The following is a 17,388-nucleotide window of genomic DNA, read 5'->3' as shown; positions in this document are numbered from 1 at the left end:
GTGCTTTGAACAAGCGAGTCTTTAACGGCATTGCCAATGTTATTATTTATCTGGGTAAGTACCCTGTCCTCGCGCTTAATTTTTTGTAACTCGCCTTCGGGGCGGTCATATTGGTCCAGGTTATATTTTTTAATTACCCCAATTATTAACTGCGGATAGTTGGGGTTGGTGGCATAACCGGCTTTTTTTAAGCCGTTGGCCCAACCTTCATAATCGTTTTTATCCAGCTCAAACAAGGCGGCATACCGTTTTCGCTTTAAAAAATCTGAATGGTCACGATATGAATCCTCGGGGTTATCGTATACCCTAAAGCAATCGTTCACCATATCGTCGTCTTTATAATAGCTTTTTCCTTTCCAGTCGGATGTGCATTTAATACCGAAATGGTTGTTGGCAAATTTGGCCAGGTCGCCATTACCATTGCCCGATTCAAATAAGCCCTGGGCAAGAGTAATGCTGGCGGGGATGCCGTACTTATTCATTTGCTCAATGGCTATTTTTTTAAAACGGTCAATATAACTAAGCGCTGTAAAGGTGGGGTAGTTGGCAACAGCTTTGCTATTGGCTTTTTGGATGCTTTTATTATTGTCCTGCGCCTGTCGGTTGCTAATACCGCCCACCGTTTTTTTGCGGGCAGAACATCCGCATAAAAAAACAAGCGACAAGCCCATACATACCATAATACGTATGGCCGGCACACAGAAATATCTGGCATTAATCATTAAGCCAAAAATAACTTTTAAATTGAATTATTGATTGTTTTGCGCAACAGGTTTATCTGCAACTGCGGCATCTTCCTGGTCAAGGTCGTTAAGGTTATACTTGTGTATTATCCCTAACACCTGCGATGCCCATTTACGGCTGCTGGCATAACCGGCGCGTTGTATGCCTTTTACCCATTTTTCGTAATCATACTGGGTAAGGCTTTCGGCCAGGTGGCTAAATTGTTTACGCTCGGTCATGATGCGGGCAAAATCAGCGAACGAATCCAGGATAGAATCGTATTTTTTATAAGATGATTTTACTTTCTTTTTATGGCTGTAATACACGGCACCGCCCCCGCCTTTTACCCCAAACTGGTTGTTTAAATTTTGAGCTATTTTGCTGTTGCCGTTGCCCGACTCGTGCATGGCAATGCCTAAAATAATGCTGGCAGGTATGCCTGTTTCGTGCATTATGCTTATAGCATTGTCCTTAAATTGCTCGATATATGATTGCGATGTGTTTTTTTGCGCGAAGGCGCTTACTGCGGTAATTAACAGCGTTGTAATCAGTAAGATTTTCTTCATAATTTACTTTTTTCTGATGAGCAGCAGGCCATCACGAACGGGAAGGATCAATTTTTCCACCCTGTTGTCAACAGCTATTTGCTCATTTAGTTTGCGGATGCTTTCGGTATCAGCGTCGTTTTCGGCGCTGTTGTATACCTTGCCTTTCCACAAAACATTATCAATTATTATTAATCCTCCGGATCTGACTTTGTCAAATATTAATTGAAAGTATAAAAAATTATTCTTTTTATCGGCATCTATAAAAACGATGTCGAAGTTGTTTTCTTGTAAATCACCAATAATTTGCTCTGCGGGCCCAAAATGCTGCTTTATCTTTTTTTCCACATTTGTTAATGCAAAGTGTTGATTAAGCATATCTTCCAGTTCGCGGTTAACTTCAATGGTATGTATTGTGCCATCTTCGGTTAGTCCTTCGGCCAGGCAAATAGTTGCATAACCCGTGTATGTGCCTATCTCTAAAATGGTTGTAGGCTGCATCATTTTACTGAGCATGCTCAACAACCTGCCCTGGTAATGCCCGGATAACATATTAGGTTTTAACACCTTTAAATGCGTTTCGCGGTTAATGGTTTGCAGGGCCGCAGGCTCCGCATCGCAATGGTTATCTAAGTACGCTTGCAAGCTTGGATCTAAAATTTCCACCGGGCAAAGATACACCGTTGATTTTAATGATTGATGGATTTCGTTGATTTTGTGCAATATTGGCTTGATTTACAGCTGTTTATACATTGTTTTTTTATTGGGGTTTTTGCTTTGCAAGCTTGTATTCATTGGTGATGCGTTTATATTCTAAGCTTTTTGAGCCAAAATTTATAAGCAATCCCGTTTCTAATTTATAGGCTTCTAAATAGTTTAGGCCCTGGGTAAGATGAACGTCATCTAATTTGTTAATGGCTTTTAATTCTACCATAATTTGTTCTTCAACCAGAAAATCTACGCGCCTTGTACCAACATTTATACCCTCATAATAAATGGTCATTTCTAATTCGCGCGAAAAGCTTAAAGATTGCTTTTCCATTTCGATAGCCAGACACCGTTGATAAATAACTTCTTGAAAACCATTACCCAATACACTATGAACTTTCATGGCGCATCCAATAATTTTGCCGGTTAGCTCAGAATTTTTGTAGGAAGTATTTACAAAATCTTTCATTGTGATAAGGCTATCACAATATACAAATCATCAACGAAATCAAAAAATCAACGGTCCTACATCACCTCACTATCCTTCTTCATTTTTTGAATTTTGAAGGTGGCATATAAAAGGATTGCGGCCGGTATAAAATCATAAAGGCTGGTAGTAAAGCTGGCGCCTCTTATTAAACTTATGATGCCTATTAGCAAAAATGCGATACCTAACCCCAGGTAAAAATAAAAATACTTCTTGCTCATCTTTTTTTATGTTGTTTGCAGGTGGCCTGGAAAAATTTCCATAAGGCTAAAGTACGCATTTTTGCCGCAACGGACGTCTGTGTCTTAATGGCTGTCTTTTGCGTTTATCTTACGCAACAGCATTTCATTATATTTTTTTGCATACAGCGCTGCCGCGCTTTGCAGTGGCGGTGCTTTTTTGAATTTTACCGAGCCGGTACCTTGTATCACTTTAAACTTATATCTTTTAATCAAAGCCTCTTGTTTTGGGCTTACACCCGGGTAAGAATATATTTTTCCGATGCTTAAAGCTACAAACCGCGCGTCTTTATGTGCCATAGCCCGGGCAAAATCGGCGCTTACGTTGGCATCTTTTAAGTTTTTATACTGGGTGATAAAATCAAAAATCCCACTCTGTTTTTGGTATAAATCATTTTCAGATAAACTGGTGATGGGGTCGTAAAAAAATATGCAGCGCAGGTTTTTTTGCGCGTTAGCTATAACCGAAAAAATACAAATTGAAACAATGATGATCGTTCTTTTCATTTCCATTTAAATTTAGTTGTTTGACTTGAGTAAGTGTAAAAATTGGCGAAGCAAATTTAATATTTTCGATAAATTTCAAAAAAATTTTTCACCCGAATTAATGCGTTTTACTCATCCATGATTGCAGCAGGATAACTGCCGATATGTTATCAACCAACGCTTTATTTTGCCGGGCTTTTTTACCCATACCACTTTGGGCTATAGTAGCCGATGCCATTTTGGAGGTAAAACGTTCATCCAGCATTTCAACAGGAATTTGCGGAAATGTTTTGCTTAACAGATTAACAAACCCTTTAACATGTATGGCCGATTGCGAGGGGGTATTGTCCATCTGTTTAGGTTCGCCAACTATAAACCGCTCAACCTGTTCGGTTTGCAGGTATTTTTTAAGGTAGTCGATTATTTTCAACGGATGTATAGTATCCAGCCCGGTGGCGATGATCTGCAAAGGATCAGTAATCGCTATGCCAATGCGCTTGGTGCCGTAATCAAAGGCCATGACCCTCATTAGATCTGATTATTGAGATTTGAGTATTGAGACGCCATCAAACAAAGATACGGGTTATTATCTGACGGGCAAATCAAGCTGACCGGGCAATATTTTGTAAAATTCCATCTGTCTCACATCTCAATACTCAAATCTCACATCTAATCTAAAATCAAATCACTATTTTGCACCAAATGCAGTTTAAGCACATAGTAGGGCAGGATGCCGTAAAACAACGTTTAATTAACACGGTTAATGAAAACCGGGTTAGTCATGCGCAATTATTTTTAGGCCCGGAAGGGGCCGGGGGGCTTGCTTTGGCAGTTGCTTACGCACAATACTTATCGTGCGAAGATAAGCAGGTAGATGATTCATGCGGGGTATGTTCATCATGTCGCAAGTATGAAAAACTGATGCACCCTGATCTGCATTTTTCGTACCCGTTTTTTGCCAAACACAAAGAGGATACCGCGATTACTTTTATAGAGCAATGGCGCGAGGCCTTTTTGGCCAACCCATATCTGAACATGGATATTTGGCGCGGATACCTGGATGCCGAGAACAAACAGGCCAACATTAACATTGCCGAGTGCCACCAAATCATCAAAAAACTAAGCTTTAAGCCTTTTGAGTCGACCTACAAGGTTTTAATACTTTGGCTGCCCGAATATTTGGATAAAGAGGGAAACACCTTGCTTAAAATTATTGAGGAGCCACAGCCCAACACTTTGTTTTTGCTGGTGGCACAAAACCAGGACCAAATATTAAACACCATACTATCGCGTACGCAACTGGTTAAAATACCGTCATTGGGGTACGATGAGATAAAAAACTATTTACTAACCCAACACAACCAAACCGAAAACAGCGCGGCGCAAATAGCTTATTTAAGCAATGGCAACCTTACCGAAGCATTAATTATGCTGCAGCAGGAAACCAAAAGCTACCACGCACTTTTTGTGCAATGGCTGCGGCTATGTTTTGCCAACAAGGGCATTGAGATTGTTAGCTTTGTTGACCAGTTAGCTAAAATGGGCCGCGAAAACCAAAAGAATTTTTTATGCTACGGTATCAGCTTTATACGGGAGTGTTGCCTGTTAATGGCAGATGCCGGTAATTTGGTACATTTGCCGGCAGCCGAACTGGAAACGGCACAAAAAATGGCCGCTGTAATGAATATTTCAATGGCGCAGCGTATTAGTGCCGCGCTTGAAAAGGCACATTATCATGTAGAGAGAAATGCTAACCCTAAAATTTTGTTTTTAGATGTATCTTTACAAATTATAAGTTATTTAAAAGTTAAACCAATCCCGCAAGGGAATCAATATATATCGAATTAAATTATGGGATGTGGAAGTTGCTCAACAGGGGGCGGATGTGCTCCCGCGGGCTGCAAAAGTAATGGCTCATGCCTTACTAATGGCTGCAGCAAATTAGACGTTTACGACTGGCTGGCACATATGGATTTGCCGGTAAATTATAAGGCCTTTAACATTCTGGAAGTTAAATTTAAAGGCTCGCGCAAGGAGTTTTATATAAATACCGACAATATATACTTAGAGAACGGCGACCTGGTTGTTGTAGAAGCAACAACCGGTGGTTATGACATAGGACACGTATCATTAACCGGCGAACTGGTGCGCATGCAACTGGTAAAACGTCGTGTTAAGGAGGCTGATGTGGTTAAAAAAATATACCGCAGGGCCACCCCCGCCGATGTAGACAAGTGGAAAGCCGCCAAGGATATGGAATGGGAAACCATGCACAGCAGCCGTAAACTGGCACTGGCGCTTAACCTATCCATGAAAATAAGCGATGTGGATTACCAGGGCGATAAAACTAAAGCTACATTTTATTATACCGCCGAGGGCCGCGTTGACTTTAGGGAACTCATCAAAAAAATGGCCGAAACCTTCCGTATCCGTATTGAGATGCGGCAGATAGGTATGCGGCAGGAAGCAAGCCGACTGGGCGGCATTGGCTCATGCGGGCGCGAGCTTTGCTGCTCAACCTGGTTAACTGATTTTAAAACGGTATCAACCGCGGCGGCGCGTTATCAAAACCTTTCATTAAACACATTAAAATTGGCCGGGCAATGCGGCAAATTAAAATGTTGTTTAAATTATGAGTTAGATACTTACATGGATGCGCTTAAGCATATCCCCGATAATGTAAATTATTTAAAAACCGAAAAAGGCGAAGCCAAGCTGCAAAAAACCGACATATTTAAAAAACTGATGTGGTTTAGCTACCCAAGGGAAGAATCGTGGGTGCCGATCTCTATTGACCGGGTAAAGGAAATTCAAAGGATGAATAAGGAGGGCAAACTGCCCGAAGATTTGGGCCAGGTGGTTGAAATTGAAACCAAGCCGGTTAAAATATTAGATTACGAGAACGTAGTGGGTCAGGATAGCCTTACCCGACTGGATGAGCGCCGTAGTAAGAATAAGAACCGTAACAAAAACCGGAATAAAAATAAACCGGCGGGTCCGCAAGGCGCACCAAATGTACAACCACGGCAAGCCGCAGACCCTAATAATACCATGGGACCAAGATCAGAGGGTGGAACCCCGGCAAATAACCGTAACAGGAACAGGTCAAACAGAAACCGGCCGCGCCCGGATAATAATACGGAGGGTAAAAAAGAGTAACGGACTATGTTAAGCGGTATTAAAAAAATGTGTTGTATACTGACGGGGGCTGCATTTTTATTGGCAACCGGCTGCGCCGACCCTAATGCGGTACTTGATCAAAATACCTTGATCGTAAATAATAATTGGTCGTATGCCAACAAAATAGCCAATGCCGTTACTATTACCGACGAAACAGTACCATATAATTTATACCTCAACTTAAGGGTTACTGCCGACTATAAGTATTCAAACTTGTTTGTATTGATCAGGCAAATTAACCCCGATAAAAAGGTAGCTACGGTACGCTACGAATTTAAATTGGCCAATGCCGATGGCGAGTGGCTGGGCAGCGGCTCGGGTAATATTTACAGCTACCAGGTACCTTTTGTTAAAAACTATAAGTTCCCTGCCAAAGGCATGTATCGTTTTGAAATTGAACAAAACATGCGCGACAACCCGCTGCGCGAGGTTAGCGACGTTGGTTTAAGGGTTGAACGGGCACAATAATGTTTGTACAAACAACCGCAGGTGCCGTTACCTATGGGCGTGGTCGTAATTGATATCACCCCCCCATCACCATAAAAAAGCTAAATAATCGGTATAAGTATTTTATCCCGTTAACAATTTTCCTACCTTCGTTTTGCTAATATTTTTATCAAAATGTCCATAGTTGTTTTAGTTGTCTCCTTAATTATTCTTTTAATTGCTGTTTTTATTTTTTTAAAAAGACCGCAGTCTGCCAATGGTATTTCCATAGCGGATATTGAGCGTTTAAAAACAGAGAACAGCACCTTAAATATAACTTTAGCCAAAGCCGAGGAACGCGCGGTTGGCCTGGGTCTTGAAAGGGATAAGGCAGATAAACAATTACAGGAAGAGCGCTTGCGCTACGAAGCACAGGTTACCACATTAAACCAGGAGTTAGTATCCGAAAAAAACCGGATGGCAAAAGCTGAAGAACAATTCCTTGCGCAGCGTCAAAGGTTAGCCGATCAAGAAAAATCTATTAGTGAGATACAGCAAAAATTTCAGACGGAGTTTCAAAACGTGGCCGAAAAGCTGCTAAAGGAAAAATCAAAAGAGTTTGTTGATGTTAACCGTACCAACTTAGATACCATACTAAATCCGCTTAAAGAAAACCTGAAAGCGTTTGAAGAAAAGGTGGATAAGGTATATAAAGTGGAATCGGACGAGCGTAATTTATTACGCGGAGAGCTGACACAGTTAATGGCGTTAAATAAATTGATTAGCGAAGAAGCCAGTAGTTTAACCAAAGCCCTTAAAGGCGATAATAAAAAACAAGGCAACTGGGGCGAGGTTATTTTAGAGCGTGTACTGGAACGCTCGGGCTTGGTTAAGGACCGTGAGTATCGTATACAGGCAAGCCATAATAGTGAAGACGGCGGGCGATTTCATCCAGATGTGATTATTGATTTGCCGGATGAAAAGCACTTAATTATTGACTCAAAGGTATCGTTGGTTAATTATGAACGCTTAGTAAACTGTGAAACCGAAGAAGAGCGTAAGTTATATTCAAAAGGTCATGTTGATTCTATCCGTGGGCACGTTCAGGATCTATCCTCTAAGAACTATCATAGTTTAAATAAAATTAATTCGCCTGATTTTGTGCTATTATTTATTCCTATTGAATCATCATTCAGCTTTGCTGTACAACTGGATGCTGAGCTGTTTAGCTATGCATGGGATAATAGGGTGGTTATTGTAAGCCCATCAACCCTATTGGCTACCCTGCGTACCATTGCCAGTATGTGGAAGCAAGAGCGCCAAAACAAAAATGTGCTTGAAATCGCAAACCTTAGCGGACGGATGTATGATAAGTTTGTGGGTTTTGTGACAGATATGGAAAACATCGGCAAAAACATTAAGCAGAGCCAAACCGCTTATGATAATGCCATTAATAAACTAACAGAGGGCAACGGTAATTTAACCATTACAGCTGATAAGATAAAAAAACTGGGTGCCAAAGCCAACAAGCAGCTCGACCAGAAATATTTAGGCGACGATAACAATGACGATGATATTGTGCAAGTCCCGGAAAAAACTATCAATATAAACGAATAATGGAACCATCAAACGTAAAAGACAGCAACGGGAACATATTACAGGACGGCGATTCGGTAACACTGATAAAAAGCCTGAAAGTTAAAGGCTCGTCAACCACCTTAAAACAAGGCACACTGGTAAAAAAAATACGCCTTACCGATAACGACGAAGAGGTTGACTGTAAGGTTGACGGCATGAGCATTGTACTAAAAACCTGCTTTTTAAAGAAAAGATAAAGCCTTGCGATTTAATTTGCAAGACGTTATACGCGGCTGCTTTATCTAAATACAAAGCTAACTGTGCGATGCTTTGAGCCATTATGGCTATTTGCTGTCGGCTTCGGTCAAATACAATGGCTTACCTGTTTTAACTGTCATTATAACGCCGTTAATATAGGTTGCCGCAAACATTATTACTTTTACGGCTATTATAATTGTAAATATTCGCTATGGCCCAGGTTAAAGTTTTTGAGAACAATCCCTTCCAGGAAAACACCTATATTTTATATGACGAAACGGGCGAGTGCGCTATTATAGACCCCGGCATGTACACCGCTACCGAACAAAATGCGGTAATAAATTTTATTAGGACCAATAACTTAAAGCCGGTTTTGCTGCTAAATACACATTGCCATATTGACCATGTGTTGGGCAACAAATTGGTGTTTGATATGTATGGCCTAAAGCCCCAATTTAACAAAGGCGAACTGGAGGTGTTGGAGGCCGTAGTAGCCTATGCCCCTTCAATGGATATACGTTATGAAGCATCGCCGTTGCCGGATGTTTTTTTACCCGAAACAGGCAGTGTTACGTTTGGTAATACCACTTTAAAACTAATATTTGCCCCCGGCCACTCGCCGGCACACCTGTGTTTTTATGATGAAGCGGGTGGCTTGCTGATAGGCGGCGATGTTTTATTCAGTGGCAGCATTGGCCGTGCCGACCTGCCCGGCGGCGATTATTTTACGCTGATAAAGAATATTGAGGAAAAGCTATTTACACTGCCGGGTGGCTGCGTAGTATATCCCGGCCATGGCCCTGAAACTACCATCGCCTTTGAAAAACGTCATAACCCGTTTTTTAACTGATTTTGTTAAGGAGTACGTAATACGTTTTACGTAAATTTACCGGACGCGGTATACTATTTAAACAACAGCCTATTTGAACACGTCCATCTATATAGCTAAGCGTTACCTGTTTTCGGGTAAAAAAATGCATGCCATTAATATCATATCGGGCATATCAGTTACCGGGGTATTGTTTGGCAGTGCAGCGCTTATCATTTTGTTGTCGGTATTTAATGGCCTCGAAAAAGTTATCCTTTCTTTATACAGCAACTTTACCCCCGAAATAAAAATAGAAGCCAAACTGGGTAAAACGTTTAACCCCAATACCCCGTATTTTAATAACCTGCATCAAGATGCGAGACTGTTATCCTTCACTGAAGTTTTACAGGAAAAGGTATTTATTAAATATATGGACCGAACAGATATTGCAACCATAAAAGGTGTTAGCGATGAGTTTTTACGTAACCCCCGTTTGGACAGCACCATACAAACAGGTTCGTTCTTGTTAAAAAGCAATGGCAGGCAATACGCGGTAATGGGGTCAATAATACAGGCCGGGCTTGGTGTAAATCTAAATAGTGAATTTTCGCCGCTGCAAATCTACTCTGCGCGAAGGGGGGGCAGCAACTCGTTGAATCCGCTGTACGATTTTAATTTAAGAAACATTTATCCATCCGGTGTGTTTGCCATACAACAGGATTTTGATAATATAGTGGTAGTGCCCATTGAATTTACGCGCAGCCTGCTTGACCAGCCCGTTGAGGTTTCATCTATCGAATTAAACTATAAGGAAGGTACTAACCTTGCCGCTGCACAACAGAAAATACAAGATAAAGCAGGTGGGCAGTTTATAGTACGAAGCAGGGCACAGCAAGATACTGAATTATATAAAACCTTGAATTTTGAACGATGGGCAATATTTATGATACTAACCTTTGTGGTAATTATAGCAGCTTTTAATATTATAGGTACGTTAACCATGCTGGTTATTGATAAACGTAAAGATATTGCCATTTTAACCAGCCTTGGGGCCAATAAACAAATTATAAAAGGCATATTTTTTTGCGAAGGTATGATGATATCATTAGTAGGTTGTATAACCGGGTTGTTTTTAGGTTTGGTTTTTTGTATTTTACAGCAGCATTATGGTTTTATAAAAATAGGTGGAAGCATGAGCGTTATTGATGCTTACCCAATTGATATAAAGGCCAGAGATGTAGGTCTGGTGTTTTTAACGGTAACCATTATCTCGGCCATAGCATCAGGCATAAGCGCGCAGTTAAGTATTAAGGGTTTAGACGATATTAAACAGGATTTATAGCTTAAGATTATGGGTTCAAAATATAAGGGGTATTTAATATTGCTGTTAGCAACCGGTTTTTGTGCCTGTAAACATAAACCCGAAAAAGCGGAACCGGTTATGGTTACCTATAAAGGTATGTACAGCTTTGGTCCGGAAGAGAAATCATTTAAAGATTGTAAAGAAGGGCGCGAGTTTTGGGTGACCGATAGTTCGAACCAACTGGAGCTGCAATATTCGCAGCTGCATTTTGAAAAACCATACGTGCCTGTTTATATTGAGGTAGTGGGCGAAAAGGTGGTGTCGGAAAAGGATGATATCAGTTCTATTTTTGATAGTACGCTTGTTGTAAGAAAAGTGATAAAAATAACACGCGATATACCCGCCAGCTGTAATTAGCAATGGTATAATTATTATCTTTAAAAACTCAATTGCCGGTTAGGCGTTAATAAACTTATTATGGAATCAAAACGTCAACAAAAATTTGCCGGGGTAATTCAGGAAGATCTTGCAGCTATATTTCAGCGCGAAGGGATGAACTATTTACCCAATACCCTTTTAACCATAACCAAAGTAAGGGTAACGCCTGATTTGGCTATAGCCCGCATTTTTTTAAGTTTTTTTAATGCGGTGAACCCGGTGCATGCTTTGCAAACAATCAAGCTACATGCATCCGAGATCAGATATAAATTAGGCAGCCGCATAAAGGACCAGGTAAGGATAATACCCCAGCTTGAATTTTTTATTGATGATACCAGCGAATACGTTGAACGCATGGACAAAATATTTGATAAAATAAGCAGGGAAGAGCGGCAGCCCGATAGTGAATAATAATCACGAAATGAGGTGCTACAAATAACTTAACCACCATTGCTTATGATCCTTTTTATATTTCATGTACCACCTGCACGGGAAATATAATAACGATACCGCAAACAGCCATACCAAATACACGTAAGGTAGCCCCACACTAAGTTTATCGCCCAGTCCTGAAATGCTACCTGCTATGATGCTTAACAGGCGCAGCAGGTAAAGATGCAGTATATAATAAAATAGGGGCACACGGCCATATACCACAAAAATATTGGTTAGGGTATTTTGGGTGTTTTCTAATATAGCCAGTAATAGCATACCCGGCCCTAGGGTTATTAATAAATAATCAAGCGAGGGCGGGTATTTGGATACATCGATAAATGACAGTATAGTTCGGTGTAAATTGCCCTGTGTGGTCCATAAAGAGGCATCGCCATAAAAATTAAAATAACGGATAATTACAAACAGCCCTATTGCTGATAGGCCCAACGTAAGCAGCCATTTTTTGCGTACAGCAGCACCAAGGGTAAATAAGGTGCCAAAGCAGTACCCGGTTGCCATAACACCCACCCACGGTATAAGTGGATACAATACTAAAAAAGAGTTGCCCCATAAGGTAACAGGTTGTTGTACATGTAAAAATGCCCAGGCCAATTGTTCTGTTGGTGTAAATGAGGAAGTGTTGATATGATCGAACAGATCATGCCCAAATATGAGCAGCAAGCCAAATATCAAGATAACCGGTTTAGGCAAATAAATAAGCAAGGCCAGTACCATCATGCTGATGCCAATGGCCCATATCACTTGTAAAAATAGTTCTGCACCCCAGCCCCAATGTATTATAGTTAACTCCAGCAACACAAGCCATAACCCACGCGATAGTAAAAATTTAGCAGCTTGCGCTTTTGTTTTGCCGCGGCTTAAGTATAAAAAGGCGCTGGTACCGGCTAAAAAAACAAACGTTGCGGCGCAATAGTGGGTAATAAAACGGGTTAAAAACAGCGCGGTTGATGCTTTGGTCAGGTCGGTCGGGTCAAAATCAATAGGTTGAAAAAAATCGCGGGTATGGTCAAGCGCCATGATCACCATTACTATGCCCCGCAATATGTCGATAGAATCTATCCGCTTTTTTGATGTAATTGCGATACCGGTCATACTTAAATCAGTTAATTGACCACAACTTACACATTATAAATATATTATCCCAAAAAATGGATGTAAAATGCCATTTCGCCACTAAGTGTGGCGAAATGACGAGATGTTTTATTTGCTATGTGTCGACAGATCAAAAGGAACAACTACTTTAAAGCTTATATTTCGTCCCATATTAAAAATGCCACGTTGTACGCCTGGCGCAGTATTGGTATTGTCAAAATACTTTAACCTGCTCATGTTTGACTGATAGTTTACATTAGCCAGATTTGTACCTTCAATAAATAATTTCATTATAGTTTTGCCACCCGCATTTACAAGGTTGCCACCAAAACCGCCACTTAAAAGGTTATATCCGGCTGTATAGGTTTCTGTTCCATAGGCGGCGAAGAACTTATTTTGAGCGCTAAAATGATCAAATCCAATAAAAGCATATAAATTTTTGACCGAAGAAAAACCCTTGCTAAAGTTGGCCCGCAGCTCACTATGGGTATGTAACGGCGGTATAAATGGCAGGTACTTTAAACTATCGGCCACCGGGCCGCCGTTGCCCAGGTTGGTACCATAAGTTAGCGAAAGCGAATTTTCAAAATGTAACCAATTTACGGGGTGAACATCCAAACTTAATTCGCCTCCATTTATGCGGGCTTTACTTTGCACGTAGGTAAATACAGCATACAACGGAAACGCCGGATTAACTACCGGAGTGCCATCGGGGTTCTGCTCCTGTTTCTGAAATATATAATTTTCAATATTGTTATTAAATAACTCGACACTTGCCGATACATTTGGCAGGCTCAAAAATACACCTATATCTTCCTGCATACTAAATTCTGGTTTAAAATTACTATTACCTACATGGTAAATTTGCGAACCCGGGTCAGGCCCATTGGCAGATAATTCGGAAATACTGGGTGCTCTAAATCCCCGCGCTATATTTGCTTTAAGCAGAAACTCGTCTGAAAGATTATAGGTAGCTCCAGCACTTCCTGAAAAGCCGGAGAAATTTTTGTTTAAAGCTGCGAACTGTGCGTATACACCGGGCGCACTGCCGGGGTTGCTACCGGCGTACAACTGCGGATATTTACCAGTTAAAGTATCAATATAAGCCGCCTGCCCACTAAATGAACGGATGTCATACCGCGCACCTGCCGACAGGTCTAATTTTCCGAAAGTTTTTTTGATGATGAAAAACGGGCCCGCATCAAACTGGTGATAAGCCGGTATGGGAAAATCGGTAGCGTTGTCAATAGTATTGTTCTGATATTGACCGTTTACACCAAAAGTAGTTTCATAACCGCCAGAAGATATGTTATTATACTTTACATCGTATGTATAAGTGGTTAAATGCAGGTTTAATCCGGCAATTGAAGGATCTTCCGGATGGGTATATTCTCTGCGGTGGCTAAACTGGTAACCCAGGTTAACTACCAGGTTGCCGGTACCAATAGTAAAGTTGCTGTTACTGTAGATACGATAAAGCTGAACATGCTGGTGTAATACCGGGATATTATACGAGTTAAGCTCGGCAGGCAACACAATAGGACGGAACAAGTCGTCTTCTGTAACCTGCTTGGTAAACTTACGCGAGATGGAATCGCGACTACCGTCCGGTATAGCCTGCAGATCGTCAAACAAGGATGCATTGAGGTGGGAATACCCCCATGATTTATTGAGGCCAACCATTACGCGTGCATCTTTCTCATCATAGTTAGTAGCATATACGCGGCCATCGTGCGGGTTTTGATAATCTTTGGCTTGTTTGGCAGAAAGAACGGTTCCCCAAACTAACCCTTTGTTATTTCCCTGTAACCTAAACGAACTATTGAGCAGCCCGGCGTTTGTGCCGTAAATGCCTTGCACATCGCCGGCTATTGTTCCTTCCGGAACAACAGGCGGTGAGATCAGATTCACCACACCTCCTATAGCATCTGAACCATAAGACAAGCTCGCGGGACCTTTTATTACTTCTACCCGGTCGATGGAGTTTTGATCCACTTCAATACCATGTTCATCGCCCCATTGTTGGCCTTCCTGCCTTATGCCATCCATCAGGGTTATTACCCGGTTGTAGCCTAAGCCATGTATAAAAGGTTTTGAAACATTTGGCCCGGTAGTTACAGCGCTTATTCCTGGTAAATTGGCTATTTCATCAATCACATTGCCAGCTGCCGAGCGCTGATCAAGATAAGTTTTGCCTACGGCCACCATGGGCACAGGGCTCTTTTTTAATTCGGTGGCCCTGCTTACACCCGTAATAACCACTTCGCCGGTTTCGATAGAAGAGGTTTTTAATTGTACATCCAAGGTGCTTGATTTTGAAAAGTCAACCTGTTGCGAAACGGTTGAATAACCTAAAAAGCTAACTTGTACCAGATAGATGCCCTTAGGTACATGGTTTAATATATAATGGCCCTTGTCATCAGTAGCCGTACCAATCTTAAGATCGGGTATGGTTACGTTTGCGCCAATTATGGGAGTGCCGTCGGCTTTATCAGTAACCGTTCCGGTTAAGGTGCCTATTACAGCAATGGGGGTAACTTTGGCAGCGTATAATATAGAGTTTGGTAAAAATATAAATAACAGGATTATTAATCTTAATGTTGTTTTCATTGTGAGTGATATTAAAAGAACGAATCATTAATGACTTATCGTTTAACCGATAGCGAAAAATAATTCGATAAAACTAATGGTGATTAATTAATAAATGCGGGTAATGCCGTTACATCGGGCATCCTGAAAGATCAAGCAGCTAAGCTCTAATTAACAAACAATTGAAATTGGTGGTCCGCGTCCGGAAGCAAGTATGAGGGATATACTTATAAAGGCATGGTCGCCAACTTTATAAATATAAGGGATGGCTGTAATGGCCGAACAATAAATAGTGTTATTTAATATAGCGGCTGTGTGGTGTATAGTATCGCACAGGTAACATTTTTCTTGTACGGTAGTAACAGGGATGTGCTGGTGCTTGTTAATGCTATAGGTAATGCTGGTTTGTTTCAGCAGTTTGTGCTGGTGTACCATTGCCATGTACTGGCCGGCCATAAAGCATACCAATAATATCCAGGAGCCGATGATATTTAATTTATTTCTTTTCAACCGGGTAGGTATAATGCACAGCATAAAAGTATTGATTAAACGTTAAAATCAGGCATAAAGTGCTAAATGCTGTTTAAATAAAGTTGATTGTTACACTAACCTGTATATTTGTTGATATGACACCTGCAGAGATCAATAAAAAATGGAATGAATTGCTTGTACGCATAGCGAAGGAGTTTGATAGCGAGATACCTGATATTAAAGTGATGCTTTTTTTAATTGGGGTGCAGGAACTGGGTAAGGGCCCGCAAAAATTTACCAAGCGGCAAAAGGAAGAGTTGATGCATATTGCCAACTGCAAACTATTTAGCCTGATGGGCTTTTATGAGTTGGAGGGCCTGGACCAGGATGGCTGGCCACACTGGAAACTGGCAAAAACGCTGCCTAACTACACGTTGATGGAGCAGGAGATGGTATTAAAATCATTAATAATTGAATACTTTGAAACGGAGTTGCCGGCATAATGAAAAAGCTTTTATCCATAGCATTATTATTAATCACCTTATCGGCATTTGCTAAAAGGCCCAATTATTATGTGCGCATCAATACAGCTTATGGTAATTGTATAATTCGATTATATAACGAAACCCCGGGTCACCGCGACAATTTTATAAAGCTGGTTAAAAAGGGGTTTTATAACGGCACGTTGTTTCACCGGGTTATACAAAACTTTATGATACAGGGCGGCGACCCCGATTCAAAAACAGCCAAGCCCGGTGCCGAATTGGGTAATGGCGACGTAGGGTATACCATTCCGGCTGAATTTAGGGATAGCTTATTTCATAAACGCGGTGTTTTAGCCGCTGCGCGTGATGATATACCCAGCAAGGCATCAAGCGGATGCCAGTTTTATATAGTGGAAGGCAAACGTTTTACTGATGAAGAACTGGATAAACTGGAGCAAACCAAGTTGAAAGGAAGAAAGATACCACCATCCGAACGGGCTATTTATAAATCAGTCGGGGGTGCGCCGCATCTGGATCAAAATTATACGGTTTACGGCGAAGTAATAAGCGGCATTGATATGGTTGACCGTATTGCCGCCGTTAAAAAGGATGCTAAGGACCGTCCGCTAACAGATGTGCCGATGACCGTTGAACTATTGAAACGGAAAGACTGTAGGCATCTTGATAAAATATTAAGCCCCCCAGTCCATTAAAGGGAGAGAAATATCATTTTTCAGATTATATTTATCCGATAAAACTAAAACCAAAATTCCCCCTTTAGGGGGTTAGGGGGCATGAAGATCATTACTTATAACGTTAACGGAATCCGCTCGGCCATCAATAAAAACTGGCTGGCATGGTTACAGGCTACTGATGCCGATGTGGTTTGTCTGCAGGAAATTAAGGCTACGCCTGATGTATTGACCGACCTGCACCTGGTGGATGCTTTAGGCTATCAGCATTACTGGTTCCCTGCCGAAAAAAAGGGCTACAGCGGCACCGCGATATTTACCAAACGCACCCCCAACCATATTGAATATGGCTGCGGGATACCTGATTTTGACCGCGAGGGCCGCAACATCCGTGTTGATTTTGATGAGGTATCGGTAATGAGTG

Annotated in this window: 22 protein-coding genes; 12 read left to right on the top strand and 10 right to left on the bottom strand. The window is 41.2% G+C overall.

Translation table 11 applies throughout. The features are described from left to right. The 7 genes from ABI367_RS00280 to ruvX all read right to left on the bottom strand — a co-directional run. A partial coding sequence (locus ABI367_RS00280; protein WP_462229967.1) for a glycoside hydrolase family 73 protein occupies nucleotides 1-722 on the bottom strand: 722 nt, incomplete at its 3' end. Nucleotides 723-749: 27 nt separating this feature from the next. Then, a complete protein-coding gene (locus ABI367_RS00275; protein ID WP_462229965.1) occupies nucleotides 750-1,289 on the bottom strand; it encodes a glucosaminidase domain-containing protein in 540 nt (179 codons plus the stop codon). A 3-nt stretch (nucleotides 1,290-1,292) separates the two neighbouring features. After that, nucleotides 1,293-1,934 carry an O-methyltransferase gene (locus ABI367_RS00270; protein WP_462229969.1) on the bottom strand — a complete coding sequence of 214 codons (642 nt, stop codon included), beginning with the start codon at nucleotides 1,932-1,934 and terminating at the stop codon, nucleotides 1,293-1,295. A gap of 94 nt (nucleotides 1,935-2,028) precedes the next feature. Further along, on the bottom strand, nucleotides 2,029-2,445 hold the full coding sequence (locus tag ABI367_RS00265; protein ID WP_462229963.1) for a GxxExxY protein: 417 nt from the start codon (nucleotides 2,443-2,445) through the stop codon (nucleotides 2,029-2,031). Nucleotides 2,446-2,501: 56 nt separating this feature from the next. Beyond that, a complete protein-coding gene (locus ABI367_RS00260; protein WP_462229961.1) occupies nucleotides 2,502-2,684 on the bottom strand; it encodes a hypothetical protein in 183 nt (60 codons plus the stop codon). An 84-nt stretch (nucleotides 2,685-2,768) separates the two neighbouring features. Then, the gene (locus ABI367_RS00255; protein WP_462229959.1) at nucleotides 2,769-3,209 is read right to left on the bottom strand and encodes a hypothetical protein; all 441 of its coding nucleotides are present in this window, start codon (nucleotides 3,207-3,209) and stop codon (nucleotides 2,769-2,771) included. 97 nt (nucleotides 3,210-3,306) lie between these two features. Beyond that, nucleotides 3,307-3,717: a Holliday junction resolvase RuvX gene (ruvX, locus tag ABI367_RS00250; protein ID WP_462229957.1), complete on the bottom strand. Its 411-nt coding sequence runs from the start codon at nucleotides 3,715-3,717 to the stop codon at nucleotides 3,307-3,309. Between the two features lie 173 nt (nucleotides 3,718-3,890). Here ruvX and ABI367_RS00245 point away from each other — a divergent pair, with 173 nt between their 5' ends. The 9 genes from ABI367_RS00245 to ABI367_RS00205 all read left to right on the top strand — a co-directional run bounded on the left by ABI367_RS00245 (nucleotide 3,891) and on the right by ABI367_RS00205 (nucleotide 11,590). Then, nucleotides 3,891-5,036 (top strand): DNA polymerase III subunit, encoded by a 1,146-nt coding sequence (locus tag ABI367_RS00245; protein ID WP_462229954.1) that lies wholly within the window; start codon nucleotides 3,891-3,893, stop codon nucleotides 5,034-5,036. A gap of 3 nt (nucleotides 5,037-5,039) precedes the next feature. Continuing rightward, nucleotides 5,040-6,347, top strand: a complete 1,308-nt coding sequence (locus ABI367_RS00240) for a PSP1 domain-containing protein (protein ID WP_462229952.1) — start codon at nucleotides 5,040-5,042, stop codon at nucleotides 6,345-6,347. 27 nt (nucleotides 6,348-6,374) lie between these two features. Further along, nucleotides 6,375-6,836 carry a gliding motility lipoprotein GldH gene (locus ABI367_RS00235; RefSeq protein WP_462229951.1) on the top strand — a complete coding sequence of 154 codons (462 nt, stop codon included), beginning with the start codon at nucleotides 6,375-6,377 and terminating at the stop codon, nucleotides 6,834-6,836. A gap of 153 nt (nucleotides 6,837-6,989) precedes the next feature. Continuing rightward, nucleotides 6,990-8,411 carry a DNA recombination protein RmuC gene (locus ABI367_RS00230; protein WP_462229949.1) on the top strand — a complete coding sequence of 474 codons (1,422 nt, stop codon included), beginning with the start codon at nucleotides 6,990-6,992 and terminating at the stop codon, nucleotides 8,409-8,411. Continuing rightward, complete coding sequence (locus ABI367_RS00225) at nucleotides 8,411-8,629, top strand: zinc ribbon domain-containing protein YjdM (protein WP_462229947.1); 219 nt, start codon at nucleotides 8,411-8,413, stop codon at nucleotides 8,627-8,629. The genes ABI367_RS00230 and ABI367_RS00225 overlap by 1 nt, the downstream gene beginning before the upstream one ends. A 212-nt stretch (nucleotides 8,630-8,841) precedes the next feature. Continuing rightward, nucleotides 8,842-9,480 (top strand): MBL fold metallo-hydrolase, encoded by a 639-nt coding sequence (locus ABI367_RS00220; protein ID WP_462229945.1) that lies wholly within the window; start codon nucleotides 8,842-8,844, stop codon nucleotides 9,478-9,480. Nucleotides 9,481-9,553: 73 nt separating this feature from the next. Next, entirely contained in the window at nucleotides 9,554-10,780 is a 1,227-nt protein-coding gene (locus ABI367_RS00215; RefSeq protein WP_462229943.1) for an FtsX-like permease family protein, read from the top strand. Nucleotides 10,781-10,789: 9 nt separating this feature from the next. Further along, entirely contained in the window at nucleotides 10,790-11,158 is a 369-nt protein-coding gene (locus ABI367_RS00210; RefSeq protein ID WP_462229941.1) for a hypothetical protein, read from the top strand. 60 nt (nucleotides 11,159-11,218) lie between these two features. After that, on the top strand, nucleotides 11,219-11,590 hold the full coding sequence (locus ABI367_RS00205; RefSeq protein ID WP_462229939.1) for a ribosome-binding factor A: 372 nt from the start codon (nucleotides 11,219-11,221) through the stop codon (nucleotides 11,588-11,590). A gap of 18 nt (nucleotides 11,591-11,608) precedes the next feature. Here ABI367_RS00205 and ABI367_RS00200 read toward each other — a convergent pair whose 3' ends face one another. The 3 genes from ABI367_RS00200 to ABI367_RS00190 form a co-directional block, all read right to left on the bottom strand. After that, nucleotides 11,609-12,727 carry a DUF1624 domain-containing protein gene (locus tag ABI367_RS00200; protein ID WP_462229938.1) on the bottom strand — a complete coding sequence of 373 codons (1,119 nt, stop codon included), beginning with the start codon at nucleotides 12,725-12,727 and terminating at the stop codon, nucleotides 11,609-11,611. Nucleotides 12,728-12,835: 108 nt separating this feature from the next. Continuing rightward, complete coding sequence (locus ABI367_RS00195; protein WP_462229936.1) at nucleotides 12,836-15,337, bottom strand: TonB-dependent receptor; 2,502 nt, start codon at nucleotides 15,335-15,337, stop codon at nucleotides 12,836-12,838. Between the two features lie 150 nt (nucleotides 15,338-15,487). Continuing rightward, the gene (locus tag ABI367_RS00190) at nucleotides 15,488-15,826 is read right to left on the bottom strand and encodes a hypothetical protein (RefSeq protein WP_462229934.1); all 339 of its coding nucleotides are present in this window, start codon (nucleotides 15,824-15,826) and stop codon (nucleotides 15,488-15,490) included. Nucleotides 15,827-15,942: 116 nt separating this feature from the next. Here ABI367_RS00190 and ABI367_RS00185 point away from each other — a divergent pair, with 116 nt between their 5' ends. From ABI367_RS00185 to ABI367_RS00175, 3 genes are all read left to right on the top strand, one after another. After that, complete coding sequence (locus tag ABI367_RS00185; protein ID WP_462229932.1) at nucleotides 15,943-16,290, top strand: hypothetical protein; 348 nt, start codon at nucleotides 15,943-15,945, stop codon at nucleotides 16,288-16,290. Then, nucleotides 16,290-16,985, top strand: a complete 696-nt coding sequence (locus tag ABI367_RS00180) for a peptidylprolyl isomerase (RefSeq protein ID WP_462229930.1) — start codon at nucleotides 16,290-16,292, stop codon at nucleotides 16,983-16,985. The genes ABI367_RS00185 and ABI367_RS00180 overlap by 1 nt, the downstream gene beginning before the upstream one ends. 81 nt (nucleotides 16,986-17,066) lie before the next feature. Next, on the top strand, nucleotides 17,067-17,388 hold a 322-nt coding region (locus ABI367_RS00175; protein WP_462229928.1), incomplete at its 3' end, for an exodeoxyribonuclease III.

The sequence above is a fragment of the Mucilaginibacter sp. genome (genome assembly GCF_039935595.1).
In the GTDB taxonomy this organism is placed as follows: domain Bacteria; phylum Bacteroidota; class Bacteroidia; order Sphingobacteriales; family Sphingobacteriaceae; genus Mucilaginibacter.
The sequence above is the reverse complement of the archived record's forward strand: the minus strand, read 5'-3'. Positions and strand labels throughout refer to the sequence as shown.

What these genes read in the sequence shown, in the direction of transcription:
- ABI367_RS00275 (WP_462229965.1), bottom strand. Translation starts at nt 1,289, where the DNA reads ATGAAGAAAATCTTACTGATTACAACGCTGTTAATTACCGCAGTAAGC.
- ABI367_RS00265 (WP_462229963.1), bottom strand. Translation starts at nt 2,445, where the DNA reads ATGAAAGATTTTGTAAATACTTCCTACAAAAATTCTGAGCTAACCGGC.
- ABI367_RS00260 (WP_462229961.1), bottom strand. Translation starts at nt 2,684, where the DNA reads ATGAGCAAGAAGTATTTTTATTTTTACCTGGGGTTAGGTATCGCATTT.
- ABI367_RS00255 (WP_462229959.1), bottom strand. Translation starts at nt 3,209, where the DNA reads ATGAAAAGAACGATCATCATTGTTTCAATTTGTATTTTTTCGGTTATA.
- ruvX (WP_462229957.1), bottom strand. Translation starts at nt 3,717, where the DNA reads ATGAGGGTCATGGCCTTTGATTACGGCACCAAGCGCATTGGCATAGCG.
- ABI367_RS00245 (WP_462229954.1), top strand. Translation starts at nt 3,891, where the DNA reads ATGCAGTTTAAGCACATAGTAGGGCAGGATGCCGTAAAACAACGTTTA.
- ABI367_RS00240 (WP_462229952.1), top strand. Translation starts at nt 5,040, where the DNA reads ATGGGATGTGGAAGTTGCTCAACAGGGGGCGGATGTGCTCCCGCGGGC.
- ABI367_RS00235 (WP_462229951.1), top strand. Translation starts at nt 6,375, where the DNA reads ATGTGTTGTATACTGACGGGGGCTGCATTTTTATTGGCAACCGGCTGC.
- ABI367_RS00230 (WP_462229949.1), top strand. Translation starts at nt 6,990, where the DNA reads ATGTCCATAGTTGTTTTAGTTGTCTCCTTAATTATTCTTTTAATTGCT.
- ABI367_RS00225 (WP_462229947.1), top strand. Translation starts at nt 8,411, where the DNA reads ATGGAACCATCAAACGTAAAAGACAGCAACGGGAACATATTACAGGAC.
- ABI367_RS00220 (WP_462229945.1), top strand. Translation starts at nt 8,842, where the DNA reads ATGGCCCAGGTTAAAGTTTTTGAGAACAATCCCTTCCAGGAAAACACC.
- ABI367_RS00210 (WP_462229941.1), top strand. Translation starts at nt 10,790, where the DNA reads ATGGGTTCAAAATATAAGGGGTATTTAATATTGCTGTTAGCAACCGGT.
- ABI367_RS00205 (WP_462229939.1), top strand. Translation starts at nt 11,219, where the DNA reads ATGGAATCAAAACGTCAACAAAAATTTGCCGGGGTAATTCAGGAAGAT.
- ABI367_RS00200 (WP_462229938.1), bottom strand. Translation starts at nt 12,727, where the DNA reads ATGACCGGTATCGCAATTACATCAAAAAAGCGGATAGATTCTATCGAC.
- ABI367_RS00195 (WP_462229936.1), bottom strand. Translation starts at nt 15,337, where the DNA reads ATGAAAACAACATTAAGATTAATAATCCTGTTATTTATATTTTTACCA.
- ABI367_RS00185 (WP_462229932.1), top strand. Translation starts at nt 15,943, where the DNA reads ATGACACCTGCAGAGATCAATAAAAAATGGAATGAATTGCTTGTACGC.
- ABI367_RS00180 (WP_462229930.1), top strand. Translation starts at nt 16,290, where the DNA reads ATGAAAAAGCTTTTATCCATAGCATTATTATTAATCACCTTATCGGCA.